The sequence below is a fragment of the Acidiphilium acidophilum genome (assembly GCF_033842475.1).
GTDB classification, from domain to species: Bacteria; Pseudomonadota; Alphaproteobacteria; order Acetobacterales; family Acetobacteraceae; genus Acidiphilium; species Acidiphilium acidophilum.
Window position 1 is genome coordinate 1,849,003 of the sequence record NZ_JAWXYB010000018.1, and the last position, 24,666, is coordinate 1,873,668.

The following is a 24,666-nucleotide window of genomic DNA, read 5'->3' on the forward strand; positions in this document are numbered from 1 at the left end:
CGGGTCAGCGGAACAGGGATTGCAGAAGGTTCTGCGGACCGCTGGCGGGGGCGGCACCGGTGGTCGGCGCGGGGGCGGCGGCATCGTAGCCGGGGCCGCTCGGCATCGGGCCGGGATGACCCATGCGGGCCAGGGCGAGCGCGCCGGTGCAGCTCTGCGGGCTGGCGGGCGGCGGGGTGATGCCGAGATTCTGGGCGAGGCGGCCCAGCACGGTCTGGTGGTTGCGGCCGAGTTGCTGTGCGAGGGAGGCGACCGTCGCGTCGTAATCGCCGGCGGGGGCGATGCCGGCGTGGGGGTTGGCGAAGGTGCCGCGCAGGGCGACGGGGATCGGTGCCTGCCCGTTATCGACCCGGACCTGCGGGCGCAGGATCAGGTTGAGGCGTTCGGCCCCGAGATCGAGCGTGCCGGTGCCGGTGAGATACATCCGGCTGGAATCGAGGGTGAGGGCGCGGACGCTGGCGAGGCCGTTGGTCGCATCGAGCCGCCCGGCGAAGCAGCGCACCATGACCGGGCCCTGGGCGCCGACCAGCGAGGCGGGCAGGCCGACCGCGCTGAGGGAGGAGCCGAACAGGCGGGCGAGCAGGGCACCGTCGATCTCGCCGTTGACGGTGGAGACGCCGAGCGAGCCATCGAGCGTGGCGGCGATGCCGCGCAGCGAATTGCCCTCGCCGCCGAGATCGGCATAGAGCGCCATGGTCGCCCCGGCGGCGTTGGGCAGGCCCATCACGGTGAGCAGCGGGGCAAGGCGGAACGCGGGGGCGGATGAGGTGAGGTGGATTTTCGGCGGGTTAGCCGTGGCATCGACATTCAGCGTGCCGGTGACCGCGCCGCCGGGGAGTTCGGCGGTGATCGGGCGGATGGTCAGCACGCCCTGATGCAGGAGGCCGTGGGCGGTGATCGCGTCGTAGGTCGCACCGTCATACATCAGTTGCCCGATGGTGAGTTCGACGTTGCCGTCGCCCTGGCGGAGCAGGTTGAACGGGAGCGGGGTGGCGGGGATGACGTTGTTCGCGCGGCTGGCGGCGGGGGGGATGGTGGTGGTGGTCGTGGTGGTGGTGGTGGAATGGGGTTTCGGCATCGCCTGGAGCAGGGCGGTGAGGTCGATGCGGGGCGCGTTGATCACGGCCTGAAGGTCGGGGATTTTGCCGCGGATCAGGCTGAATGCGCCGCCGAACTGGCCCTGATCGGCGGTGACGGCGAGGCTGTCGAGGCCGATCGCGCGGTTGAGGCCCTGGCCGCCGGGATCGGTCAGCAGGCCGGAGAGGCCGATATTCGTCCAGGCCGGGAGGGCTTCGCCGGCGAGATCGGACAGATGGGCGAGGTTGGGGATGCGCGCGGTGAGTTTGAGTGCGACGCCCGCGAGCTTCGCCGGGGTGGCGATGCCGCCGGCGACGCCGAAGGTGGCGTTGCCGACCTTGGCGGCGAGGTTGACGGCGAAGCGGTCGTCGGCCGGGGTCGTGGGGGCCGGGGTGGTGGTTGCGGCGGGTTTTTCGGGCGGTTTGCCCAGGGCGGCCGCGAGGATCGGGCCGAGGGGGCCGGCGGTGCCTTCGAGCCCGACCGGCTTGTTCTGATATGATCCGGCGAGGGCGAGGTTCAGCGGCTGGTCGAACGAGGCCATCGTGGCGTTGAGCGAGGTGATCGCGAGGCCCTTGCGCCAGCTCGCGAGGTCGGACGCGCCGGCGGTGAGGCTGGCGTTGGTGACATTGGGCAGTTCGGCGGGGTGGCCGCCGGCCGGTGCGTCGGCTTGCGCGATCTGGGCTTTGAAATCGACCGATTTGAGCGGCGGGAGCCGGTAGCCGCCGGCATAGGTGTCGAGCGTGGCGAGGTCCGGGATCACGGCGTGGACCGCGAGGACGTAGCCCTCGGCGTGACGCGGGTGCGCGATGCTGCCTTTGAGCGCGAGCGTCGCGTTCTGCGCGCCGAGGGTGAGATCGATCGGCCACGCCCCGGTGCCGCCGCCGGTGAGGCGCGAGACCGGGCCGGTGGTGCCGGTGAGGGTGAAGGGCGCGCCATCGTATTGCGCCTGCATATCGAGGTGGAGCGGCGCGCCGAGGGCGGCGGCGCTGCCGGTGAAATGGGTGATCGTCAGCACGCGCGGGGCGGATGGCGCGGCCAAGGGCGCGAGGGTGCCGGTGCCCATTGGCGCAGCGGCGGGCTTGTAGGTGATGGTGCCGTTTTCGATCGAGACCGATTGCAGGGCGATGCGGTTGGCGTGGGAGGGCGCGGCAGCCTCGGATGATGCGGTCGAGGTCGGCTGATCCGGGGCGAACAGCCAGTTCGGTGTGCCGGTGGGTCCGTATTCCAACGTGATCGCGGGGTCGATCAGGTCGAGTTTGACGATGTCGATCTGGTGGCTGAGCAGGGGCAGTAGCGCGACCTGCGCCTGGACGCGGCGGAGCGTTGCCATGTTCGCATCGGCGAAGCCGGGCGGGTTGGCGAGGGTGATGCCGGTTGCCGAGATGGTCGGGACCATCGAGAGGCGCATCCGCAGATTGCCGGTGATGCTTGCCTGCCGCCCGGTCGCGCGTTCGACCGCGGCGATGATTTCGGGCTTGTAGCGATTGGGGTTGAAGGTGGCGACGAAGATGAGCAGTGCTGCGACCGGCACCACGATGACCAGCCCGATCGCGATCAGGACGATGCGGCCGGTCGAGCGGCGGGGCGGGGTCGAGGCGCGGCTGGGTCTTTGCATGGGATTCCGCATAGGGGCTTTCCCGCGACGCGGCGAGCGGCGCAGGGTTGTATTGCGATTAATTCAGAAGCCGAACATGTGATCGAAAGAGATCCGCGTGCCGCTCCGCTTGCCGTGATAGCCGAACAGGCGGCAGGTGGCGTCACGGATGATGACGTAGCCGCCGGTGGCGCGGCCGAGTTCGGCCTCGGTGAAGATCGACCAGGGCTCGACCGTTGCAGATCCGGAACAGGCGATTTCCAGCGCGCGTTCGGCAACCGGGATGCCGGTGGCGTCGTGCAGGATCAGGGTGGTGGCCGAGTGCCGGTGCCACGGGGCGGATGACGGGTAGGCGAGGACGCAGAAGCTCTGGCGGTCGGGCCTGCCGAGATCGAGGAACAGCCGGGTCGAGAGGCCGGGCGGCGGGCCGGCATAGGATTGCGGCTCGCCCTTCCAGGTCATCAGCGTGTTGAACATATGCGCGCCGAAACTGGTTTCGGCGGCGTGGGTGCCGTCGCGCCGCTCGTAGCGGAACAGGCCGTGGAGCCAGCCATCGGCCTCGCCGCCCTGCGAGAAATCGTACATCAGCTCGGCGTGGCCGCCTTCGGGCAGGGCGTCGGGGGTGAGGATGTCGTCGAGGTCGATCGCGAAGGCGTGGTCGCGCGGCAGCGCGCCGTAGCTTCGTTCGGCGATCTGGGTGCCGTCGGGGGCGAAGATTTCGAGGCGGATCGGCAGGGTGGATTGGGTATGGGCCATCGGGGTCGGCAGGGCGATCGAGGTGAAGTCGCGGCGGGGCAGAACCGGGAACGGCAGCAGGAAACCGCGCCCGAGCAAAGGCGACAGAGTGCGCAGCGTGGGATCGGGTTTCAGGTCGGCGCGTTCGACGTTGACATGGGCGATTCTCGTGCGGCCCATGCGGGTGACCTCGTAGCGCGGGCGCACGACGTGGCGACCGGCGCGGAGTTCGATCTGGGCGGGCCAGCGGAGATCGGGCAGAAGATCGGCGACGTCGATCGCGCGCGTGGCGAAGGCGGGGATCGGCGCGGTGAGCGGCACCGGGGTTTCCGCCCCCATCCGGTCGAGGCTGACCGCACCGGGGGCGATCGGCACGGCGTGGCTGTTCTGGAGCCACAGCACCACACGCTCGTCATCGCGCGGGGCGGGCAGTCCGGCGAAGCGCTCGGAGGGCCAGGCATTGGCATCATGGGTGCAGGACAGGCTGTCCGAGCCATCGGTGGCGTAGGTGTCGAGCGCGTATTTCACCACATCGTGCCCGGCGACGCCGATGGCGTGGATGAACAACTGGCCGGTGAACGGGCCGAGATTATGGGCGCGGCGGACATCGCCGCTCGCAAGCTCGATCGTGCCCGCGTGATCGGGGATCGGGCGTTCGAAATCGGCCAGCACCGTGCCGTCGGCATCGAACAGGCGGCACCAGAGCCGGATGTTTCTGCCACCATAGCCGGTCCAGTAATTCGCGGTGACCAGGCGGGTCGCCATATGGTCGTCATCGCGGAAGAAGGCGAAATTCGTCGCGAAATTGAGCGGGTCAAGGTAGCGCCGCCTGTTGGTCAGCATGGTCTCGGGCAGGCGGACGGCATCGAGCGTGTGGATCGGGGTGCCGTGCGGCAGCAGTGGCTTGAGGCGCTCGGCGAGACGGTGGGCATCGAAGGCGGCGATCAGGACCGTGCGGGCTTTGGTGGTGGCAATCTCGGTGAGCGGGCGGGCGGCGATGCCGCCGCGTGGTGCCCCGATCGCCAGCGTGTCGTGAACGTAGACGCCTTCGACCGCGAATTCCGGGGCAAGGGCGCGCAACGGCGCGAAAATCTGTTCGGGGTCGTAGATTGCGACCGGGCCGGTGGCGTTGAGTTCGGCGACCAGTTCCGCGAGCCGGGCGGCGGCGAGCGGGTGGGCGAGCGCCTTGTAGACGGCATTGCCGCCGCGCAGATTGTCGAACGTGTCGATCTCAAGCATCGGGTCAGATCCCCAGCAGGCGGCGCAGGGACTGGGCCGCCATCGGCGTGTCGTTCAGCGGGGCTGTGGGCCAAATCGCCAGCCGTCCCGCGAAGTCGCGGGCGCGGCCACAGGCGATCATGTCGTTCATGAACGCGCCGATCCGGGTCGATTTGCCCGGCAGCCGCGCCAGCATCACCGGGGCGGCGGTGGCGACCGCCTCGGAGACCATCGAGACCGAATCGGCGGTCACCACGATGGCGTCGGCCAAAGCGAGCATGCCGAAATAGGGGTTCTCGCCGGTCATGTCCCACAGATAGGCACCGCGCGGGGCCAGAGCCTCGTGCAGGGCGGCGCGGGCGGCGGCATCGGTGCGGCGCGAGGGGGTGAGCATCAGGCCGACCCGGTCGGCATCCATCATCGCGGCGAGCCCGCCGCCGAGGGCGCGCGCGGCGGCGGTATCGAGCCGGTAGCGGCCATTCGACCCGCCGATCAGCACGGCGACCAGCGGGCGCGGCAGAGCGGCGAATACCGGCGCCCAGCGGGCGCGGGCCTCGGCCAGCACCGCCTCGTTCACCCGGTGCAGCGCGGTGCGGGTGACGATGACGTTGGGGCCGGTGATGTCGTCATGCTTCGCGGCGAGCACGACATCGAACCGGTCGAGGTCCATGCGCGGGTGCTGGATGATCACGCCGGGCAGGTCCGGCCTGCGCAGGGCGGCGATCAGCCGTGCGGCGGCACCGCCCGCGCCGATCAGCAGGTTGCCGTCCGGCGGGGCGAGGGCGGCGGGGGCGACGGCGCAGCGGGCATCCGGCCAGAGCATCGGCGAGAGGTAGTTCCACGGGGTTTTCGGCACGATGGTGCGGCAGTCGGTCGCGAAGCCGGCGGCTTCGGCGAGGCCGAGCGCCTGCGAGCGCAGCCCGGCAAGGTCGGTGCACAGAATCCGCGCGGTCAGGGTGGGCAGGTTTGGCGCGGTGAGCGTAGCGCGGTCGGCACTTGTCAGGATCGATGCGGCCATGGCGGCGTTTTGGGTCCGGCTCCCGGTTTCGTCAACTGATCCCGCTCGCGGCGAGGGCGGCGGCGAGTGGCGCGAGGCCCAGAGCGGCGGTGACCCCTGCCCTGCCCCGTGCGGCGAGAGCGTGGCGGGCGGCCTTGTCATCGGCCAGGGCGCGGAGGCGGTTTGCGGCATCGCCGATGTCGGGTTCGGCCCAGAGGGCGGCGGCGTCGGCATAGGTGCCGCGCGCATCCGCCACCGGGACGAGGCGGTGGGCGACCAGAGAGGCGCTGTCGTGGTTCATGAATTGCAGCGTGCCGGACCAGCCGGTGGCGACGACCGGGATGCCGCGCAGCATGGCTTCGGCGGGAACCAGGCCGAAGCCTTCGGCGCGGTGGAGCGAGAGCAGGATGTCGGCGCTGGCGAGCAGGGTGCGGAGCCGTTCGGCGGGCCAGGAGTCGTCGATCAGGCGGATATTGGGCGCGCCCGCGATGGCGGCGGCGAGGGTTTTCATGTCGGCGGGAAAGGCCGCACCGCCCGCGAGTTTGACGATCAGGATGCGGTCGGTGCGGTCGCCGAAAGCGGCGCGGTGGGCGGCGATGGCGGCGAGCGGGTTCTTTCGGGCGAAGCTCGCGCCGAGATTGGCGATCACCAGCGTCATCACGGCACCATCCGGCACGCCGAACCGGGCGCGGTCGGGGCTGGCCGGTGGCAGGTCGATCGCGGCGAGCGGATAGGGCACCAGCCGGACCCGGCCCGGATAGCGCGTTTCGATTGCCGCCTGAGTGAAAGCCGAGGGTGCCCAGATTTCGTGGATGTAGCCCCCTGCCCTGCCCCATGCGGTTGGCAGCGTGGCAAGTTCCCAGTTCCAGAAGCCGATCACCCGGCGCCCGCGCAGGAAATCGCGCGGCGCGCGGGCGAGCATCAGCGGGATCGAGGGCGCGTTGACGTGAAGGAGCAATGCGGCATCGGGTGCCGCGCGGGCCGGGATCGGACGGCGCAGCACGCCGAGATCGATCGCGCCGCGATCCAGCCCGCAGCGCGCGATGCCGGCATGGAGCAGGCGCGCGGCTTCGCCGAGGCCCGAATTGCGCGTCATTTCGCCCATGGTGACGATGCCGGTGCTGGTGGCGGGGGAATGGGCGTCCGCGCGCGGTGCTGCGAGGCGGCAGGCGGCGTGAAGTGCCCCGCGGCGCGGGCCGGGCGGGATGGCGCGCCACAAGGCGTGCGCCGGGCCGATACCTTCAGCCATCGGAATGTCGCGCCGACGGTTGCAGCAATTTCATCTCGGGGTAGAGTGCATTCATGGCGTATGTCTGGGGTTGTGCTTCGGGTTATCGTTCTGGGGGATCAATGTGTCGGGTGCGGAAGGCGTGATGGACGCAATCGCCAGCCTCGTGCAAGGCTCGGCGGCACCGGAATTGCCGCGCTTCACCGTGGAACTCGCGCCGCCGGACCTCTCGCCCTGGCTCGCGGGCAATACCGGGGTGCGGGGATTCACCAGTTTCGCCGCGCCGCGCTCCGGGCCGCATGTGCTGATCCTTGCGCTGATCCACGGCAACGAACTGGGCGGTGCGATCGTGCTCGATGCGATGCTGCGGTCGAAACTGCGGCCGACGCGCGGGCGGCTGACGCTGGGATTTGCCAATCTCGATGCCTTCGCGCGGTTCGACGCCGAAAATCCGATCGCGTCGCGCTTCATCGACGAGGATATGAACCGGGTGTGGGATCAGGCCACGCTCGACGGGCCGCGCCGCTCACGCGAACTTGATCGGGCGCGGGAAATCCGCCCGATCATCGATACCGTGGACTGGGTGCTCGACCTGCATTCGATGCTGTGGCCCTCCGATCCGCTGCTGCTGTGCGGCGAAGGGGCGCGGAGCAAGGCGCTGGCGCTCGCGATCGGGACGCCGGGGCTGGTGGTGGCCGATGGCGGCCATGCCGGCGGGCGGCGGCTGATCGATTATCCGCGCTTCACCGCCGCAACCGGCGATGCCGCCTCCGTGCTGGTCGAGGCCGGGCAGCACTGGCGGACGCCCACGGTGGCGCAGATGCAGGCGAGCGTGACCGCGCTGCTGCACCATGCCGGGATGCTCGATGCCGGACCGGACACCAAAACGACGCCCCCGCCGCCGCGTTTCGCCGAGGTGACCCGGGTGATCACGGCCACCACCGGACGCTTCGCCTTCGTGCGACCGTTCCGGGGCGGCGAGGTGATCCCGGCACGAGGAACCCTGCTCGCCCATGACGGATCGGCGGAAATCCGCACACCCTATGACGACTGCCTGATGGTGATGCCGAGCCACCGGACGGGGCGGGGGCATACGGCGGTGCGGTTGGCGCGGTTTAGTTGAGGGACGGTAAGGAGAAGAAGGCTTCTTTTTTGTAAAAAAGAAGCAAAAAACTTTCGCTCCGCCGGGCCGCAGTTGTTGAAACCGCCCCAGTCCCGATTAACAGAAGTTTTTTGTTTCTTTTTTCCAAAAAAGAAACTCTTTCTTCACCTTCTAATCCCGCCCCACCCGCGCCGCCAACATCGCCAGTTCCTCATTGAACTGGGCCGGGTGTTCCTGATGGGGGGCGTGGCCGCAGGCGGCGTAGCGGGAGAGTTTGGCATCCGGCACGTGGTTTGCGATGTGTTCGGCCATCGAGGGCAGGACGATGCCGTCTTCGTCGCCCTGGGAGATCAGGCACGGGCGGTCGAGGTTTTCCAGAGCCTCGGTGAAGTCGAGGGTGCGCATCAGCAGGAAGGCGCGGATCGCGGGCGGGGTGAGGCCGAGCACGACCATGGCGCGTTCGATATCGGCGGTCGGCAGGGGTTTGTAGGTGGTGGCGTGGACGACGTGGCGGACGCCTTCGATCATCACGGCGGGGTCTTCGCTGGCGGCCATCAGGGCACCGTCGATGAAGCTTTCACCGATGTGGCGGGGCGGGTTGGACGAGATGACGGCGGCGCCGACGAAATTGACCGCACCGACGTTTTTGGTGCCGTGGCGGGCGAGGTAGTCGCCGATCACGAAGCCGCCATAGCTCCAGCCGACCAGGACCGGCTTTTTCAGGCTCAGGGCGATCATGACGGCGGCGATATCGTCGGCCCAGTGCGCGCCCGTTTGGTACATTTCGGGGTCGAGCGGTTTGTCGGAGAAGCCGTGGCCGCGCAGGTCCATGCAGACGATGCGGTAGGCCTCGCGGAGCGGCGAGTCGAACTGGTTGTGCCAGGAGAGGTAGGCCGCCGACCAGCCGTGGATGAACAGGATCGGCTGGGCGCCTTCGGGCCCCCATTCGCGGACGTGGAGGCCGACGCCGCCGGAGCCGAGCACGCGATGGACCTTGCCGGCCTCGTGGTCGATCATGTGTTTCATATCGTCTCCTATTGGCAGGCGGGATCGCCTTGTCTGCAGTCGGACCGCGCGAGCGTTCGGGCGCGGGCCCGGGTGAGTTCGGTGCGGCAGGTGAGAACTTCAAGCGGATGGATCGATCCGCCGATCGAGCCCGAGGTTCGATAGGCGCATTCGGCGTCGCGGTAGGTGATCCAGTCGCGTTCGGCCACGATGAGCAGGGGGCGGCGGGATGGGGCGAGATCGTGCATGACCCGGGTGTAGACCGCGTTGAGGCGGGCATCCGCAAGGGTGTAATCGGCTTGCGCCTGCTGGTTCATTTCGAGTTGAGTCTGGGCCCGCGCCGTAACCGGCAGGGCTGCGAGCGCGACGAGGGCGGCGCAGCCAAGCTTTAAGCCCAATCTCAGGCTCCGCCTTGGGGGGTGGCTCATGCAGCGCGGTTGGCCACGAGGTCCTCCACCACGCTGGGGTCGGCGAGGGTCGAGATGTCGCCGAGGCTTTCGGTTTCATTGGCGGCGATCTTGCGGAGGATGCGGCGCATGATCTTGCCCGAGCGGGTTTTCGGCAGGCCGGGGGCCCAGTGGATTTCATCGGGCGCGGCGATCGGGCCGATTTCCTTGCGGACCCAGATGATGAGTTCGCGGCGGAGATCGTCGGTGGGGTCTTCGCCGCTGATCAGGGTGACGTAGGCGTAGATGCCCTGGCCCTTGACCTCGTGCGGGAAGCCGACGACGGCGGCTTCGGCGACTTTGGGGTGGGCGACGAGGGCGGATTCGACCTCGGCGGTGCCCATGCGGTGGCCGGAGACATTGATGACGTCATCGACCCGGCCGGTGATCCAGTAATATCCGTCCGCGTCGCGGCGCGCGCCGTCACCCGAGAAGTAATAGCCGGGGAAGGTCGAGAAATAGGTCTGGATGAAGCGATCGTGGTCGCCGTAGACGGTGCGCATCTGGCCGGGCCAGCTATCGGCGAGGCAGAGATTGCCTTCGGTGGCGCCGTGCAACTCCCTGCCCTCGGCATCGACGATCAGCGGTTTCACGCCGGGTAGCGGCAGGCCGGCCGAGCCGGGTTTCTGGTCGATCGCGCCGGGCAGGCCGGTGATCAGGGTGCCGCCGGTTTCAGTCTGCCACCAGGTATCGACCACCGGGCAGCGATCGTCGCCGACGACGTGGCTGTACCAGTACCAGGCTTCCGGATTGATCGGCTCGCCGACCGAGCCGAGGATGCGGAGCGAGGCACGCGAGGTGCGCTTCACCGGGGCATCACCGTCGCGCATCAGGGCGCGGATCGCGGTGGGGGCGGTGTAGAAGATGTTGACATTGTGCTTGTCGACGACCTGCCAGACCCGCGAGGTATCGGGGTAGTTCGGCACGCCTTCGAACATCAGGGTGGTGGCCCCGTTCGCGAGCGGGCCGTAGACGATGTAGGTGTGGCCGGTGACCCAGCCGACATCGGCGGTGCACCAGAAGATCTCGCCCTCGTGATAGTCGAACACGTATTGGTGGGTGAAGCTCGCCCAGACCATGTAGCCGCCGGTGGTGTGCAGCACGCCCTTGGGTTTGCCGGTCGAGCCGGAGGTGTAGAGGATGAACAGCGGGTCTTCCGCTTTCATCGGCTCGGGCGGGCACTCGGCGGGGACGGCGGCGGCGGCTTCGTGGTACCAGACGTCGCGGCCCGCGGTCATGGCGATGCTGGTGCCGGTTGCTTTGACCACGAGGACGGATTTGAGCATCGGGCAGGATTTCAAGGCGGCATCGACATTGGTCTTGAGCGGAACCTTGCGGCCGCCACGGCGGCCTTCATCGGCGGTGATCAAGATGTTGGAATTGCAATCCTGGATGCGGTTGGCGAGGCTGTCCGGCGAGAAGCCGCCGAACACGACGGAGTGGATCGCGCCGATCCGCGCGCAGGCGAGCAGGGCGACGGCGGCTTCCACGATCATCGGCATATAGATCGTGATGCGGTCGCCTTTTTTTGCGCCCAGCGCGACCAGCACGTTGGCCATGCGGCAAACGTCGGCGTGGAGTTCGCGGTAGGTGACGTGTCTGCTCTCGTTCGGGTCGTCGCCCTCCCAGATGATCGCGACCTGATCGCCCCTCGTGGCGAGGTGGCGGTCGAGGCAGTTGACCGAGGCGTTCAGCACGCCGTCCTCGAACCATTTGATCGAGACATCGCCGGTGAAGCTGGTGTTCTTGATTTTGGTCGGGCTGGTGATCCAGTCGATCCGGTCCTTCTCGGCGGCCCAGAATGCATCGGGGTCGGCGGCGGCGCGGGCCGCCATATCGTCGTACTGGGCGCGGTTGACCAGGGCGTGAGCCGCGATTTCCGGCATGACCTTGACGCGTTCGGGATGGGACATTGGCTTCCTCCGGCTTGGTTGCTGCCAGTATGGCAAGAATCGGCCCGGATCGGAAGGGCCGGGAAGCGCGTTCAGTGCTTCAGCAGAACGTCGCGCGCCTCGTTCAGCTTGTCGATCAGCCAGTCCGACCCGCCATGTTCGGGATTGGCGAACCATAGCATGTGACGGTAGGCTTCCAGCACTTCCTCGCGCGTGGTGCTCGGGGTCAGGCCGAACACCTCCAGCGCCTCGGAGCGCGACATGACTTTGGGCGGTGCGGCGGCACGGGGTTGGGGCGGCGGTTCCGATTTCGCGGGCGCCGTGCTGCCCGGCCATAGCGCGCCGATGAACGGCAGGATGCCGAGCACCACCACACCGTGGCGGAGGATGGCGGTGGCGGCGAAACTAACTGCCAGCGAGAGCAGCACCCACAGAGCGGGGTGGCGCAACCCGTGATGCCAGTCCCGCCGGCCATCGGCCTGGGGCCAGAACAGGACGGCGAGCGCGGCAAGCGCCAGCACACCGGCGATGATCAGCCGGTCGAGGTCAGAAGTCACCGCTTGGCGCCGCGCTGCGAGGGTAGGTTGTCATCCGGCACCATCGAAGCCATCAAAACGCGCGGCGAACAAGCGGGAAAATGCGGCAAACCGGGATTTCATCCAAAAAACCGGCTAGGCGTGCGCTGCAAGGGCCGCTTCCATCGCCGCGACCGCGCTCATATTGACGAGGCCGCGCGCGGTGACGCTCGGCACCGCGATGTGCAGCGGCATGGCCAGCCCGAGCAGGAGCGGTCCCACGGTGACCCCCTCGCCCGCCGCTTTCAGCAGGTTGAAACTGATATTGGCGGCGTCGATATTCGGCATCACCAGCAGGTTGGCCGAACCAGTGAGGCGCGAATCGCAGATCGAACGGTTGCGGATCGGCTCGACCAGCGCATCGTCGGCGTGCATTTCGCCATCGACTTCGAGCTCGGGGTCTTCGGCCCGGATGATCGCGAGCGCCTTGCGCATCTTGCGGGCGGACTCCGACTGGGCGGCACCGAAATTGGAATGGGAGAGCAGGGCGACTTTCGGGGCGATGCCGAAGCGGGCGACCATGGCGCTGGCCAGATGGGTCATTTCCGCGATTTCTTCGGCGCTCGGGTTCTCGTTCACATGGGTGTCGCAGAAGAACAGATTGCCCGATTGGAGGATGAGCGCGGTGACCGCCGAGACCCGGTTGATCCCCCGCCGGCGCGGGATGATCGGCAGGGCGTAGCGGAACTGGCGCGACCAGTCACCGAGGCCGCCGCAGATCGCGGCATCGGCTTCTCCCACCGAGAGCAGCATCGCCGCGCTCACGGTGGGGCGGCGGGAGAGCTGACGGGCGGCGGCATCGGGCGGGACGCCGCGCCGCCCAACCAGACGCTGGTAATCGGTCAGCAGGCGCGATGACAGGGCGGTGTCGCGACGGAGGTCGATGATGCGGACATCCTGTTCGGGTTTCATCCGCAGGCCGAGGGAGCCGATGCGCTTGATGATGGTATCGGTATCCCCGAGCAGCAGCGGCGTGCCGAGATGATCGTCGACCACGCTCTGGGCGGCGCGGAGGACACGTTCGTCCTCGCCTTCGCCGTAGACGATGCGGGTATGGGCCGAACGCGCAACCTCGATGACCGGGCGGAGCAGCAGGCCGGAGCGGAACACGAACCGCTCCAGCTCGCGCACGTAGACATCGAAATCCGCGATCGGCCGGCGGGCGACGCCTTCGGCCATGGCGGCGCGGGCCACGGCGGGGGCGATGTGGAGGATCAGGCGGGTGTCGAACGGTTTGGGGATGATGTAATCGCGCCCGAAGACCGGGGCGTTGCCGCCATAGGCCGCCGCCACGGTGTCCGACGCTTCGATGCGGGTGAGTTCGGCGATCGCCTGGACCGCCGCGAGTTTCATGCCTTCGGTGATCGCGGTGGCACCGACATCGAGAGCGCCGCGAAAAATGAAGGGGAAGCACAGGACATTGTTGACCTGATTGGGAAAATCGCTGCGCCCGGTGCAGATGATCGCATCCGGGCGGTGTTCCGCGACCAGATCGGGGCGGATTTCGGGCTCGGGGTTGGCGAGGGCGAGGATCAGCGGATTGGGGGCGAATTTATCGAGCCATTCCGCTTTCAGCACGCCGGGTGCGGAGAGGCCGAGAAAGACATCCGCGCCGTCGAGCACTTCGGAGAGGTGCCGTGCGCCGGTTTCGCGCGCCACCGGCTCCAGTGTCGCATCGAGGTTTGGCCGGCCCTTGTAGATGACACCTTCGATATCGGTCATGGTGATGTTGTCGCGCGCGGCACCCAGCGCGATCAGGATGTTCACACATGACAGTGCCGCCGCTCCCGCCCCGGAGGTGACGATTTTCACCGTCTCGATCGACTTGCCCTGCACTTTCAGCGCGTTCAGCACCGCCGCACCCACGATGATCGCGGTGCCGTGCTGATCGTCGTGAAAGACCGGGATGTTCATCCGGGCGCGCAGCGTCTGTTCAATCCGGAAGCACTCCGGGGCCTTGATGTCTTCGAGGTTGATGCCGCCGAAACTGGGTTCGAGGGCGGCGACCACCTCGATGAACCTGTCGGGATCGGGTTCGTTGACCTCGATATCGAACGTGTCGATTCCGGCGAATTTCTTGAACAGGACCGCCTTGCCCTCCATCACCGGCTTGGAGGCGAGCGCGCCGATATTGCCGAGGCCGAGCACTGCCGTGCCGTTGGTGATCACCGCGACCAGATTGCCCTTGATGGTGTAATCGTAGGCGGTGTCCGGATCGTCCTTGATCGCGAGGCAGGCGGCGGCGACGCCGGGAGAATAGGCCAGCGAAAGATCACGCGAGGTTTCCATCCGCTTGGTCGGCGTGATGGTGAGTTTGCCCGGCCGAGGGTGGCGGTGATAATCGAGTGCGGCCTTGCGGAGCGTTTCGTCCATGATTCCTCATCCCCCTGAAGCACAGACAATGCGCGATGCACCGCTTGGGGGCAATCGCCTCAGGGCATGGCTGCGTGGCACGGGAGGGACACAAGGGAGTGCTTCGTTTTTGCAGAAAAACAGAAGCGAAAAACACGGGTTCCGAAGGATCATGCGGCCGAGAAGATTCGAACTTCCACAGGGTTTCCCCCACAAGCACCTCAAGCTTGCGCGTCTACCATTTCGCCACGGCCGCACCGTCGCGGGAGCGCTATAGCCGATGGATCAGCCGGTATCAACAACCCGCGCGATCGAATGGGTGACCGAGCCCGGGCTGCTCGATTACGACCATGCGCTGGCCGAAATGCAGGCCCGCGCCGCCGCGATCCGCGCCGGGACCGCAGCCGAGCGGATCTGGCTGGTCGAACATCCGCCGATCTATACCGCCGGCACCTCTGCCCGCGAGTCCGACCTGATCGCACCGGGTGCGACCCCGACCCACCGCACCGGGCGCGGCGGGCAATGGACCTATCATGGGCCGGGGCAGCGGATCGCCTATGTCATGCTCGATCTGGCGCGCCACCACGGCACGGTCCCGCCGCGCGATGTCCGCCGGTTCGTCGCCGGGCTGGAGGCGTGGATCATCGCGGCGCTCGCGACCTTTGGGGTGCAGGGCGAAATCCGGGACGGCAGGGTCGGCATCTGGGTGGCGCACCCGAATGGCGGCCTAAAGGGGCGTGAGGCGAAGATCGCGGCGATCGGAGTGCGGGTGTCGCGCTGGGTGAGCTATCATGGCATCGCGCTGAATGTGGCGCCCGATCTTGCGGCCTATGGCGGCATCGTGCCGTGCGGGATCAGCGAGCACGGCGTGACCTCGCTCGCGGATCAGGGCGTCGAGGTGACGATGGCCGAGGTCGATCGCGCGTTGCGGGCGGGGTTCGCGGCGATTTTCGAGTGAGCGGTCAGATCGTGGCGCTGACGTCCTCCAGCAGGATCGCCCAGCGCTCGTGATCGCGCCAGTCTCCGTCGATGAACAAATATTTCGGGGAAAATCCCTCCAGCTGGAAGCCGAGCCGGCGGACCAGCCGGATCGACCGCTGATTGGCCGGCTGGATATTCGCCTCGACCCGGTGCAGCCCCGCCGCCTCGCGCATGTGAATCAGCCCGGCGCGCAGGCACAGGCTCATCAGGCCCCGGCCTGCGGTTTCCGCCATGCCGTAATAGCCGAGATAGCAGGAGCGGAAATTCGCCTGCACGATCTCGCTGAAATTGAACACGCCGATCACCTGCCCTTCGGCGGTCAGACCGATCATGGAAATGGCGCGGCCGGTGGCGAGACCGGCGAACCACTGATCGAACGCAGCGCGGTCGCACGGCGGCGCGACCCAGGGCGCATGGTAGGACCGGTTGGCGCAATTGGCGGCGATCAGGGTTTCGGCGTCGGATTCGGCGACGGGACGCAGGATCATAGCGGCAGCACCATCGCGACCCGCAAGCCGCCGAGCGGGGAATCATCGAGCCTGATATCCCCGCCATGGGCCGCGATGATGTCCCGCGCAATGGCGAGGCCGAGACCGATTCCCGCCGCGCTGCCGCTCTCGAACGGGCGGAACATCTGCTCGCGCCGCTCGGGCGGAATCCCCGGCCCGTCATCGTCGATGCAGATCCGCACATTGCTGCCGCCTTCCGGTGCGGCGGAAATATCGATCCGCCCGGCATGGCGGGCGGCGTTGTCCAGCAGGTTGGTCAGCACCCGGCGCATCGCCTCCGCGCGCAGGACCACCGGCGGCATGCTGGCCAGAGCGAGCGCGATGGTGGCGCCGCCGCGCGCGGTGCGGGCGGCGACTTCCTCGATCAGCAGGGCAAGGTCGGTCGGCTGCGGCTGCTCACCCCCCTCACCCCGCGCAAAGGCGAGATAGAGGCTGATCAGCCGTTCCATCTCCGCGATATCGCTGGTCATGCCGTCGATATCGGCGGCATCCTCGGGCAGCATCGCGATCGCGAGGCGCAGGCGGGTCAACGGCGTGCGGAGATCGTGCGATACGCCCGCGAGCATCGCCGTCCGCTGCGCGAGGAAGCGGCGTACCCGGTCCTGCATGCGGTTGAAGGCAGTGCCGGCGCGGCGGACCTCGGTTGCGCCTTCGGGGCGGATCGGGCCGGTGTCGCGCCCCATGCCGAACGCCTCGGCCGCGAGCGCGAGACGGCGGATGCCGCGCACCTGATTGCGCAGGAACAGGATGGCGATGGTGAGCAATATCAAGGTGGTGCCGCCAAGCCAGGCGAAGAATATATAGAGCGCACCGATATAAAGCCGCTTGCGTGGCACATCGATGGTCAGCACCCCGTCGGTCACCTGGATATCGACCCGCACCATGCCGGGCGGCCCGTGCCAGACCAGCGCGAACGGACGCCCGAGACCGGTGGAGAGGGCATGGGCAAGATCGGTATCGACCGGCCCGAACGCATGGGGCAAACGCCGTGGCTTCAGCACCCGCCCCGGATGGAAATGGAACGCGAATTCGAACCGGTAGGCGGCATTAGCGAAAATCTGCTGCCGCGCATCGGGGTATTCATCCGCCTGATCGAGCACGAAGGCGATTTCACCCGCGACACTGCCGGCGAGGCGGCGGGAGAGCGTATCGAGATGGCTGCCATAGAAAATCTGGAGCGCCACACCTTCGAGCAGTATCAACGGCACCACGACGATCAGCAACGTGCGCCCGAACAGGCTGCGCGGGAGGATCTTGCGCAAGGCACGGTCGGGTTCGAGGCCGCGCGGGGCTAGGCGCATGGGTGGCGAGCAAGGGAAAAGGCTTCTTTTTTGAAAAAAAGAAGCAAAAAACTTTTGTTAATCTGGGTCACAGGCGTTTTCAAAGGCGGAAACCCAGCGAATAAAAGTTTTTTTGCTTCTTTTTTTACAAAAAAAGAAGTGCTTCCTTGCTGTCCCTGCGTCATACTCCCGCGTCATGGCCCCGGCTTGAGAATATATCCCCGGCCGCGCACGGTTTGCAGGTAGCGCGGTTCGCGCGGGTCGGCTTCGATTTTGCGGCGCAAGCGGGTGACCTGAACGTCGATCGCGCGTTCGCCGGCTTCGTCCATGCCGAGGATCTGTGCCAGGGCTTCGCGGGAGAGCACTTCGTTGGCGCGGGTTGCGAGCACGCCGAGCAGGGCGGTTTCGCCGCCGGTCAGGCGGATCGGGCCGCGTTCGGTGAGCAGTTCGCCGCGTGCGGCATCGAAACTCGCGGTTCCGAGTTGCACCGGGCCGCCGCTGCTCACCGCCGGGGTTGCGGTGCGGCGGAGCATGGCGCGGATGCGAAGGAGGAGTTCGCGCGGGTCGAACGGCTTGCCGAGATAATCATCGGCCCCGGCTTCGAACCCGGCGATGCGGTCTTCCGGCGCACCGCGGGCGGTGAGCAGCAGAATCGGCAGCGAGGGGGCGCGATCGGCGCGGAGGTGTTCGGTGAAGGCGAGGCCGGATTCATCGGGCATCATGACGTCGAGCACCAGCATGTCGGGATCGACGACGCGGAGGGTTTCGCGCGCGGCGGCGGCGCTTTCGGCGGTGGTGACGCGAAACCCGTTTTCGATCAGGTAGCGCGACATCAGGGTGCGCAGGCGGGCATCGTCGTCGACGAGCAGGATATGGGCGGCGGCACCGGTCATTTTCGGGCGGCGCGGGAGGCCTCGGCGCGGTCGAGCCAGATGCGGGCCGAAGGTTTCATCATGCCGCGCAGCACTTTGCGGAAGCCCTCGACCGCCGGGCCGCCGGCCTCGCGGAAGGCCATGCTCAGGCGCTCGTATTGAAGGTCGAACAGGCGGCGTTCGAGTTCGACGCCGGCGGGGGTGAGCGAGAGCAGGCGCTGCCGCCGGTCGGTCCGGCCCGGGGTTTGCTGGACGTAGCCCTGCCGGATCAGCGGGCCGAGCACGCGGGCGAGGCTTTGTTTGGCGATGCCGAGGATGCTGAGCAATTCACCGACCGGCAGGCCGGGATTGCGGCCGATGAAGTGCAGCGTTCGGTGATGCGCGCGGCCGAACCCCATATCGGCCAGCAAGGCATCGGCCGATTCCACGAGGTCGCGGTTGGCGAAGAAGATCATGTCCTGCGCGAGGCGGACTTCGTCTTCGCGGAGGAACAGAAGCCCGGCCATCGGGCCGGATTGAGCGGATTTTTCATGCATGACACGCTCATCAATACTGGTATGGGTGATATGTGATAAGACAGGGTTTATACCGGTTTGTAAAACGCGATTATGGCAATGCGGTAGCTTGTCCGGCGCGGCTCTTGGCCTCGATACCGCGACATTCTAAGGAAGACCCATCGTTTGCAAGCGTCCGCGCCGCTGCGGAAGAAAGAGGAACGCGACACCATGAGCCTGATACCCTTCGACGATCGCGACGGCATGATCTGGTGGGATGGCGCGCTGCGCCCGTGGCGCGAGGCCAATCTGCACGTTCTGTCGCACGGGCTGCATTATGCGTCCGCCGTGTTCGAGGGTGAGCGGTCGTATAATGGCAACATCTTCAAGCTGCGCGACCATACCGAACGGCTGATCGCCTCCGGGCGCATTCTCGGGTTCGAGATCCCCTATAGCGCCGAGCAGATCGATGCCGCCTGCAAGGAGGTGCTGGCCGCGAACAATCTGACCGACGGATATATCCGCCCGCTCGCATGGCGCGGGGCCGAGCAATTATCGGTCTCGGCGCAGGCGACCCGGATTCATCTTGCGATCGCGGCATGGCCTTGGCCCAATCTGTTCGGCGCGGACCGGATGAAGGGGATCACCCTCGGCATGGCGCAATGGCGCCGGCCCGACCCGCGCACCGCGCCCACCGCCTCGAAAGCAGCGGGGCTTTACATGATCGGCACGCTGTCGAAACACGCCGCCGAGGCCGAAGGCTTCAACGATGCGCTGATGCTGACCTGCGACGGGCATGTCGCCGAGGCGACCGGGGCGAACATATTTTTCGCGATCGACGGCGCGCTGCACACCCCGATCCCTGAGAGTTTTCTCGACGGCATCACCCGCCGCACGGTGATGGCGCTGGCCCGGTCCCGCCAGATCACCGTTCATGAACGCCGGATCGACCCCGCCGAAATGGCGACTGCGAGCGAGGTGTTCCTTGCCGGAACCGCCGCCGAGGTGACGCCGGTGCGACAGATCGGCGACCTCACCTTCACGCCGGGGGCGATGACACGGATGCTGATCGACGATTACGACGCTCTGGTGCGGATGTCGCCCGCCGAGGTCGCGAAACGGGCGGCCTGACCGCGCGGTGACGATCCCGCATTTTTCGGATCACGCGGCCAACGAGCGGACCTTTCTCGCCTGGGTCCGCACCGCGATCGCGGTGATGGCGTTCGGGTTTCTGGTCGAGCGGTTCGATATCTTTCTCAAGATCGCGAGCAAGTCGCTCGGCAAGCATATCACCGTGTCCGGGCAGGTCACCGGCAGCCTGGTCGGGCTGGCGCTGATCATCGCCGGGGCGGCGATGGTGCTGACCGCGATGATCCGGTTCACCCGTATCCGCAGCGCGATTGCCGATGAGACCACCCATGAGGCGGAGGGTGACAAGCTCGACCTCGTGCTGGCCGGATTCATTGTGGTGCTGGGGATCGGGCTTGCGATCTATCTCGCGATCACGATGCTGCACGGGGCGAAATCGGGCTGACGGGGCCGGGCCGAGGGACAACGCCCGGCTGCATTGCAGGGTTTGCTCATGTCCTGCGCCGCGCTGCGCGGGTAAACGATCCCGATGCCGAGTTCCTCGCAAACCCTGTCAACCGCTGCCGTCGCGCCAGCCGTCGGGCGGTTGCCGCTGCTGCTCGGCTTCCTGATCGCGATCGGGCCGGTCTCGGTCGATATGTATCTGCCGGCGTTTCCGACGATTGCGCGGGATTTTCATGACGCCGCCGCCCCCGGGCTGACGCTGGCGGCCTATTTCGCCGGGCTGGCGATCGGGCAGATGACCCAGGGCCCGTTTTCCGACCGGACCGGACGGCGCTGGCCGATCCTGATCGGGCTCAGCATCTACACCCTCGCCTCGCTCGGCTGCGCGGCGGCGTGGAGCACCGATTCGCTTTCGGCGTTCCGGCTGCTCGCCGCGTTCGGAGGCTCCGCCTCGGTGGTGGTGCCGCGCGCGATGGTGCGCGACGTGGCGGACGGGCCGGCGGCGGCGATGCTGTTCTCGCGGCTGATGCTGGTGATGGGAGTGGCACCGATCATCGCGCCGATCCTTGGCAGTGCGGTGGTTTCGGTCGGCTCGTGGCGCTGGATTTTCGTGATCGCCGCCGTCTATGGCGTGGCGGCGCTGGCCCTCGTGTGGTTCAAACTGCCCGATACTCTGCCGCCCGCACGGCGCAGCATGGTCGGGTTCCGCTCGATCGTGGCGCGGTATGGCCAGATCAGCGCGGAGCGGCATTTTCTGGCGAATGCCCTCACCGGCACCTTCGCGATCGGCGCGCTGTTCGCCTACCTGACCGGCACGCCGGGCGTGTTCATCGGCGAGTTTCACTGGAAGCCGCTGGAATATGCCGCTTTGTTCGGGCTCAATGCGACGGTGTATATCGGGTTCAACCAGTGGAATCCGCATCTGGTCGCGCGGGTCGGGCTGCGGCCGGTGATTTCGGCCTCGGTGCTGCTGCTGCTGGCGGGCACGGTCGGGCTCACCGTGGCGGCATTGCTCGGCACCGGAGCGGCCGCGATCGTCGCCTCATTGCTGGTGTGCCAGGCGAGCTATGGGTTCGCCCTGCCGAGCACGATGGTCGCATCGCTCTCACGCCATCAGGCCCATGCCGGCTCGGCCTCCGCGCTGATGGGGACGTGGCAGTATCTCGGCGGCGCGATTGCCGGGGCGATCGTCGGCGGCTTTGCCGACGGGACGGCGCGACCGATGGCGATCACCATGCTGGGATGCGCGGCCCTTGCGGTGCTGGCAAGCCTGTTCCGGCCACGCGCCACCCTCGCGCGGGATTGATCGAACGTGATAGAGGAACGGTCCATGACCAGCATCATCGGCATCCCCGCCTGCACCAAACTCATCGCCAACCATCATCAGCACGCGACCCCGGCGCGTTACGGCGAGGCGCTGATCCGCGCCGCCGATGCGGTGCCGGTGCTGATCCCGCCCGAGGGCGAGCGGATGCTCGCGGTGCTCGACCGGCTGGACGGGCTTCTGTTCAACGGCAGCCCGAGCAATGTCATGCCGGATCGGTACGGGGTGACCCAGGATGAAACCCCCGACGCGCACGACCCCGACCGCGATGCGACGACGCTCGCGATGATCGAGGCGGCGATTGCGCGCGGCATGCCGGTGTTCGGGATCTGCCGGGGGTTGCAGGAAATCAATGTCGCCCTCGGCGGCACGCTGCATCAGCAGGTCCATAATATTGCGGGGCGGGCGGATCATCGCGGCGGCGTGGGAACGCGGGCGGAGCAGTACGCCGTGCGCCATGAGGTTCACCTGACCGGGACGCTCGCGGAGATATGCGGTGCCCGTACCATCATGGTGAACTCGCTGCATGGTCAGGCGATCGACCGTCTGGCACCGGGGCTGGTGGTCGAGGCGACTGCGCCGGATGGCACGATCGAGGCGGTGCGGGTGGTCGCGGCACGTAATTTCGCGCTCGCGGTGCAATGGCATCCGGAATGGGACGTGCTGGGCGCGCCGGACCGCCAGCGCCTGTTCGCCGCCTTCGGCGCGGCCTGTGCCGCCTACCGGAACCGCACCGCGCAGGCGGCCTGACTTTTTCCGCCGGATCGCTTATATGAAGGGCCTGCCGCGCGCGGCATCATTGCTCAAGGAGCGACATCATGGACATCCAGACCATCGACAGCCAGTATTCCCAGTTGCAGACCCAGGCGCAGGGAACCGTCGAGGAACTCAAGGCCCTGGCGACCAAGCTGCAGACCTCTGCGCAGTCCGGTAATCAGGATGCGCGGGAATGGCTGCTCGACCTGAAGTCGATCGCGCTGGCCATTCAGGCCGAGCAGAATCAGGTCGCCAATCTGTTGCAGGCGCTGCACGGGTTCATGGCCAACCAGCCGCAGCAGATGGGCTCGGTGCCCCAAAGCCAGCAACCCTGGGGCCAGCCGCAACAGCAGGGCTATCCGCCCCAGGGCTACCCGCAGCAGGGCTATCCCCCGCAGCAGCAGGGCGGCATTCTCGGCGGCTTCCTCAATTCCGGCTTCGGTCGCGCCATCACCATGGGTGCCGGATTCGGGATTGGCGACAGTATCATCAACGATATTTTCTGACCGGCCGCCCGATGAACTGGCTCACCGAATTCGTCCGCCCCCGCGTCCGCACCCTGCTCGGGCGCAAGGAGGCGCCGGATAATCTGTGGCATCAGTGCCCCTCCTGCCAGCAGATGATCTTCCACCGTGAGCTGGAATCGGCCAAAAAAGTCTGCCCCCATTGCGGCCATCACATGCGGGCGACCGCCGCCGAACGCCTGGGCTGGACCTTCGACAAGGGGGAATTCACCCGGATCGATCTGCCCAAAGTGCCGGTCGATCCGCTCAAGTTCCAGGACCGCAAGCGCTATTCCGACCGGCTGACAGAATCGCGGAAAAAGACCGGAATGGACGATGACGTGCTGGTCGCGCATGGCAGCGTCGGCGGCCACAAGGCGGTGGTGGCGGCGACGGATTTCCGCTTCATGGGCGGCTCGATGGGGGCGGCGATGGGCGAAGCACTGGTCGCCGCCGCCCGGCTTGCCGTGCTGCAGAGCGCCGCCCTGATCGTCTACACCGCCTCGGGCGGGGCGCGGATGCAGGAGGGCCCGATCAGCCTGATGCAGATGCCGCGCACCACCATCGCGGTGCAGATGGTCCGCGAAGCCGGCCTGCCCTACATCGTCATCCTCACCGACCCTACCTACGGCGGCGTCACCGCCTCCTTCGCGATGCTGGGCGATGTCCAGATCGCCGAGCCCAATGCGCTGATCGGCTTCGCCGGGGCCCGGGTGATCGAGGAGACCATCCGCGAGAAACTCCCCGAAGGCTTCCAGCGCGCGGAATATCTGCTCGAACACGGCATGATCGACATGGTGACCCCGCGCGGCGAGCTCACCGCGATGCTCGGCCGTCTGCTCGGCCTGCTCAAGGTGGCGCCGATCGAACAACAGGCGGCGTGAGGGCGGCGATGAGCCCACCCCTCTCGCGGATCGATGCGCGGATCGAACGCCTCCATCATCTCTATCCCCGCCTGATCGATCTGCGGCTCGAACGGCTCGAACGCCTGCTCGCGGCGCTGGGCCATCCCGAACGCAGGCTGCCGCCGTGCATCCATGTCGCGGGGACCAACGGCAAAGGCAGCGTCTGCGCCTTCGTGCGCGCGATCGCCGAGGCCGCGGGGCTGCGCGTGCATGTGTATACCTCGCCGCATCTGGTCCGGTTCAACGAGCGCATCCGCCTTGCCGGCACGCTGGTTTCGGATGACGCGCTGGACGCAGCGCTGGACGAGGTCGAACGGGTGAACGACGCCGCACCGATCACGGTGTTCGAGGCAATCACCGCCGCCGCCTTCGTGCTGTTCGCCAGCCATCCCGCCGATCTCGCGATCATCGAGGTTGGACTGGGCGGGGCGTTCGATGCCACCAACGTGATCCCCCCGCCGCTCGCCTGCGCGATCACCTCGATCTCGCTCGATCACCGCGAGTTCCTTGGCGACTCCACAACCATCATCGCCCGCGAGAAATCCGGCATCATCAAGCCGGGCACGATTGCGGTCACCGGCGCGCAGCCGGGCGAGATCCTCGACGTGATCGCCGGCACCGCCGCCGCCAGCGCGGTTCCCCTCGCCGCGCGCGGACGGGATTGGGATGTGAACACCACCGCCACCGGCTTCACCTTCCACAATGGCGCCGGCACGCTCGACCTGCCGCCGCCTGCCCTCGGCGGTGCACATCAGCTCGACAATGCCGGCATCGCGATCGCCGCGCTCCGCGCTACGTCCCTGCCGATCCCGCAATCTGCCTATGCCACCGGCATGCGCACCGCCACATGGCCGGCGCGGATGCAGCGCCTGACCGGCGCACTGGCCGATATCCTGCCGCGCGGCTCCGAACTCTGGCTCGACGGCGCGCATAATCCGGGCGGGGCCGAGGCGATCGCCGCGATGCTCGCCGCGTGGGACGGGCCGACCGATCTGATCGTGGGGATGAAGCAGGCCAAGGATTGCGCCGAATTTCTCCGCATCGTGATCCCCCATGCCGCCAGTATCCATGCGGTCGCGGAACCGGGCCAACATCTGGCATTGCCGGTCGAGGCGATCATCGACGCCTCGGGCGGCATCGCCCTGCCCGGGCCGACCGTTGCCGAGGCGCTCGAAACCCTGGCGCGGGCCGGAATTCCACGCCGGGTGCTCATTTGCGGCTCGCTCTATCTCGCCGGGTTGATCCTGGCCCGCCAAGCCGAGCGAGAGGTAGAACCAGCTTGACGGCA

Annotated in this window: 22 protein-coding genes and 1 tRNA gene; 9 read left to right on the forward strand and 14 right to left on the reverse strand. The window is 67.4% G+C overall.

The features are described from left to right. Positions 1-4 precede the first annotated feature (4 nt). The 4 genes from SIL87_RS11485 to SIL87_RS11500 form a co-directional block, all read right to left on the reverse strand. Entirely contained in the window at positions 5-2,692 is a 2,688-nt protein-coding gene (locus tag SIL87_RS11485; protein ID WP_319614320.1) for an AsmA family protein, read from the reverse strand. 63 nt (positions 2,693-2,755) lie between these two features. Then, positions 2,756-4,645, reverse strand: a complete 1,890-nt coding sequence (locus tag SIL87_RS11490) for a hypothetical protein (protein ID WP_319614321.1) — start codon at positions 4,643-4,645, stop codon at positions 2,756-2,758. A 4-nt stretch (positions 4,646-4,649) separates the two neighbouring features. Further along, a complete protein-coding gene (locus SIL87_RS11495) occupies positions 4,650-5,642 on the reverse strand; it encodes a mitochondrial fission ELM1 family protein (protein ID WP_319614322.1) in 993 nt (330 codons plus the stop codon). Between the two features lie 31 nt (positions 5,643-5,673). Continuing rightward, complete coding sequence (locus SIL87_RS11500; protein WP_319614323.1) at positions 5,674-6,870, reverse strand: glycosyltransferase; 1,197 nt, start codon at positions 6,868-6,870, stop codon at positions 5,674-5,676. A 124-nt stretch (positions 6,871-6,994) separates the two neighbouring features. Between SIL87_RS11500 and SIL87_RS11505 the strand changes: the two genes are divergently transcribed. Next, complete coding sequence (locus SIL87_RS11505) at positions 6,995-7,972, forward strand: M14 family metallopeptidase (protein ID WP_319614324.1); 978 nt, start codon at positions 6,995-6,997, stop codon at positions 7,970-7,972. A gap of 150 nt (positions 7,973-8,122) precedes the next feature. On the opposite strand, the gene SIL87_RS11510 is transcribed toward SIL87_RS11505, so the two are convergent. The 6 genes from SIL87_RS11510 to SIL87_RS11535 all read right to left on the reverse strand — a co-directional run bounded on the left by SIL87_RS11510 (position 8,123) and on the right by SIL87_RS11535 (position 14,477). Beyond that, positions 8,123-8,977: an alpha/beta fold hydrolase gene (locus tag SIL87_RS11510; RefSeq protein WP_319614325.1), complete on the reverse strand. Its 855-nt coding sequence runs from the start codon at positions 8,975-8,977 to the stop codon at positions 8,123-8,125. 8 nt (positions 8,978-8,985) lie between these two features. Beyond that, a complete protein-coding gene (locus SIL87_RS11515; RefSeq protein WP_319614326.1) occupies positions 8,986-9,354 on the reverse strand; it encodes a lysozyme inhibitor LprI family protein in 369 nt (122 codons plus the stop codon). Positions 9,355-9,380: 26 nt separating this feature from the next. Continuing rightward, on the reverse strand, positions 9,381-11,315 hold the full coding sequence (gene acs, locus SIL87_RS11520) for an acetate--CoA ligase (protein WP_319614327.1): 1,935 nt from the start codon (positions 11,313-11,315) through the stop codon (positions 9,381-9,383). Between the two features lie 71 nt (positions 11,316-11,386). Then, the gene (locus SIL87_RS11525) at positions 11,387-11,851 is read right to left on the reverse strand and encodes a J domain-containing protein (RefSeq protein ID WP_319614328.1); all 465 of its coding nucleotides are present in this window, start codon (positions 11,849-11,851) and stop codon (positions 11,387-11,389) included. Positions 11,852-11,965: 114 nt separating this feature from the next. Further along, positions 11,966-14,242 carry an NADP-dependent malic enzyme gene (locus SIL87_RS11530; protein WP_319614329.1) on the reverse strand — a complete coding sequence of 759 codons (2,277 nt, stop codon included), beginning with the start codon at positions 14,240-14,242 and terminating at the stop codon, positions 11,966-11,968. Between the two features lie 152 nt (positions 14,243-14,394). Next, positions 14,395-14,477 (reverse strand) — tRNA-Leu (locus tag SIL87_RS11535). 24 nt (positions 14,478-14,501) lie between these two features. On the opposite strand from SIL87_RS11535, the gene lipB reads away from it, so the two are divergent. Continuing rightward, on the forward strand, positions 14,502-15,179 hold the full coding sequence (gene lipB / locus SIL87_RS11540; RefSeq protein WP_319614330.1) for a lipoyl(octanoyl) transferase LipB: 678 nt from the start codon (positions 14,502-14,504) through the stop codon (positions 15,177-15,179). A gap of 4 nt (positions 15,180-15,183) precedes the next feature. On the opposite strand, the gene SIL87_RS11545 is transcribed toward lipB, so the two are convergent. The 4 genes from SIL87_RS11545 to SIL87_RS11560 all read right to left on the reverse strand — a co-directional run bounded on the left by SIL87_RS11545 (position 15,184) and on the right by SIL87_RS11560 (position 18,399). After that, entirely contained in the window at positions 15,184-15,690 is a 507-nt protein-coding gene (locus tag SIL87_RS11545; protein WP_319614331.1) for a GNAT family N-acetyltransferase, read from the reverse strand. Further along, positions 15,687-17,012, reverse strand: coding sequence for an ATP-binding protein (locus tag SIL87_RS11550; RefSeq protein WP_319614332.1), 1,326 nt, complete (start codon positions 17,010-17,012; stop codon positions 15,687-15,689). Before SIL87_RS11550 ends, SIL87_RS11545 begins: the two co-directional genes overlap by 4 nt. Positions 17,013-17,185: 173 nt before the next feature. Further along, the gene (locus tag SIL87_RS11555; RefSeq protein ID WP_319614333.1) at positions 17,186-17,884 is read right to left on the reverse strand and encodes a response regulator; all 699 of its coding nucleotides are present in this window, start codon (positions 17,882-17,884) and stop codon (positions 17,186-17,188) included. After that, complete coding sequence (locus tag SIL87_RS11560; RefSeq protein WP_319614334.1) at positions 17,881-18,399, reverse strand: MarR family winged helix-turn-helix transcriptional regulator; 519 nt, start codon at positions 18,397-18,399, stop codon at positions 17,881-17,883. The genes SIL87_RS11555 and SIL87_RS11560 overlap by 4 nt, the downstream gene beginning before the upstream one ends. A gap of 189 nt (positions 18,400-18,588) precedes the next feature. On the opposite strand from SIL87_RS11560, the gene SIL87_RS11565 reads away from it, so the two are divergent. The 7 genes from SIL87_RS11565 (at position 18,589) to SIL87_RS11595 (ending at position 24,661) form a co-directional block, all read left to right on the forward strand. Then, complete coding sequence (locus SIL87_RS11565; protein ID WP_319614335.1) at positions 18,589-19,488, forward strand: branched-chain amino acid aminotransferase; 900 nt, start codon at positions 18,589-18,591, stop codon at positions 19,486-19,488. 7 nt (positions 19,489-19,495) lie between these two features. Further along, complete coding sequence (locus SIL87_RS11570; RefSeq protein ID WP_319614336.1) at positions 19,496-19,891, forward strand: YidH family protein; 396 nt, start codon at positions 19,496-19,498, stop codon at positions 19,889-19,891. Positions 19,892-19,975: 84 nt separating this feature from the next. Beyond that, positions 19,976-21,196 (forward strand): multidrug effflux MFS transporter, encoded by a 1,221-nt coding sequence (locus SIL87_RS11575; protein WP_319614337.1) that lies wholly within the window; start codon positions 19,976-19,978, stop codon positions 21,194-21,196. A gap of 24 nt (positions 21,197-21,220) precedes the next feature. Continuing rightward, complete coding sequence (locus SIL87_RS11580; RefSeq protein WP_319614338.1) at positions 21,221-21,964, forward strand: gamma-glutamyl-gamma-aminobutyrate hydrolase family protein; 744 nt, start codon at positions 21,221-21,223, stop codon at positions 21,962-21,964. Between the two features lie 68 nt (positions 21,965-22,032). Beyond that, complete coding sequence (locus SIL87_RS11585) at positions 22,033-22,476, forward strand: hypothetical protein (protein WP_319614339.1); 444 nt, start codon at positions 22,033-22,035, stop codon at positions 22,474-22,476. A gap of 11 nt (positions 22,477-22,487) precedes the next feature. Continuing rightward, the gene (gene accD / locus SIL87_RS11590) at positions 22,488-23,357 is read left to right on the forward strand and encodes an acetyl-CoA carboxylase, carboxyltransferase subunit beta (protein WP_319614340.1); all 870 of its coding nucleotides are present in this window, start codon (positions 22,488-22,490) and stop codon (positions 23,355-23,357) included. 8 nt (positions 23,358-23,365) lie between these two features. Further along, a complete protein-coding gene (locus SIL87_RS11595; protein ID WP_319614341.1) occupies positions 23,366-24,661 on the forward strand; it encodes a bifunctional folylpolyglutamate synthase/dihydrofolate synthase in 1,296 nt (431 codons plus the stop codon). The last annotated feature ends 5 nt before the right edge of the window (positions 24,662-24,666 follow it).

Coding starts and splice junctions, on each gene's coding strand:
- SIL87_RS11510 (WP_319614325.1), bottom strand. CDS start 8,977: ATGAAACACATGATCGACCACGAGGCCGGCAAGGTCCATCGCGTGCTC.
- SIL87_RS11545 (WP_319614331.1), bottom strand. CDS start 15,690: ATGATCCTGCGTCCCGTCGCCGAATCCGACGCCGAAACCCTGATCGCC.
- SIL87_RS11555 (WP_319614333.1), bottom strand. CDS start 17,884: ATGACCGGTGCCGCCGCCCATATCCTGCTCGTCGACGACGATGCCCGC.
- accD (WP_319614340.1), top strand. CDS start 22,488: ATGAACTGGCTCACCGAATTCGTCCGCCCCCGCGTCCGCACCCTGCTC.
- SIL87_RS11580 (WP_319614338.1), top strand. CDS start 21,221: ATGACCAGCATCATCGGCATCCCCGCCTGCACCAAACTCATCGCCAAC.
- SIL87_RS11505 (WP_319614324.1), top strand. CDS start 6,995: ATGGACGCAATCGCCAGCCTCGTGCAAGGCTCGGCGGCACCGGAATTG.
- SIL87_RS11485 (WP_319614320.1), bottom strand. CDS start 2,692: ATGCAAAGACCCAGCCGCGCCTCGACCCCGCCCCGCCGCTCGACCGGC.
- SIL87_RS11500 (WP_319614323.1), bottom strand. CDS start 6,870: ATGGCTGAAGGTATCGGCCCGGCGCACGCCTTGTGGCGCGCCATCCCG.
- SIL87_RS11495 (WP_319614322.1), bottom strand. CDS start 5,642: ATGGCCGCATCGATCCTGACAAGTGCCGACCGCGCTACGCTCACCGCG.
- SIL87_RS11595 (WP_319614341.1), top strand. CDS start 23,366: ATGAGCCCACCCCTCTCGCGGATCGATGCGCGGATCGAACGCCTCCAT.
- SIL87_RS11565 (WP_319614335.1), top strand. CDS start 18,589: ATGAGCCTGATACCCTTCGACGATCGCGACGGCATGATCTGGTGGGAT.
- SIL87_RS11585 (WP_319614339.1), top strand. CDS start 22,033: ATGGACATCCAGACCATCGACAGCCAGTATTCCCAGTTGCAGACCCAG.
- acs (WP_319614327.1), bottom strand. CDS start 11,315: ATGTCCCATCCCGAACGCGTCAAGGTCATGCCGGAAATCGCGGCTCAC.
- SIL87_RS11560 (WP_319614334.1), bottom strand. CDS start 18,399: ATGCATGAAAAATCCGCTCAATCCGGCCCGATGGCCGGGCTTCTGTTC.
- SIL87_RS11490 (WP_319614321.1), bottom strand. CDS start 4,645: ATGCTTGAGATCGACACGTTCGACAATCTGCGCGGCGGCAATGCCGTC.
- lipB (WP_319614330.1), top strand. CDS start 14,502: ATGGATCAGCCGGTATCAACAACCCGCGCGATCGAATGGGTGACCGAG.
- SIL87_RS11575 (WP_319614337.1), top strand. CDS start 19,976: ATGCCGAGTTCCTCGCAAACCCTGTCAACCGCTGCCGTCGCGCCAGCC.
- SIL87_RS11530 (WP_319614329.1), bottom strand. CDS start 14,242: ATGGACGAAACGCTCCGCAAGGCCGCACTCGATTATCACCGCCACCCT.
- SIL87_RS11550 (WP_319614332.1), bottom strand. CDS start 17,012: ATGCGCCTAGCCCCGCGCGGCCTCGAACCCGACCGTGCCTTGCGCAAG.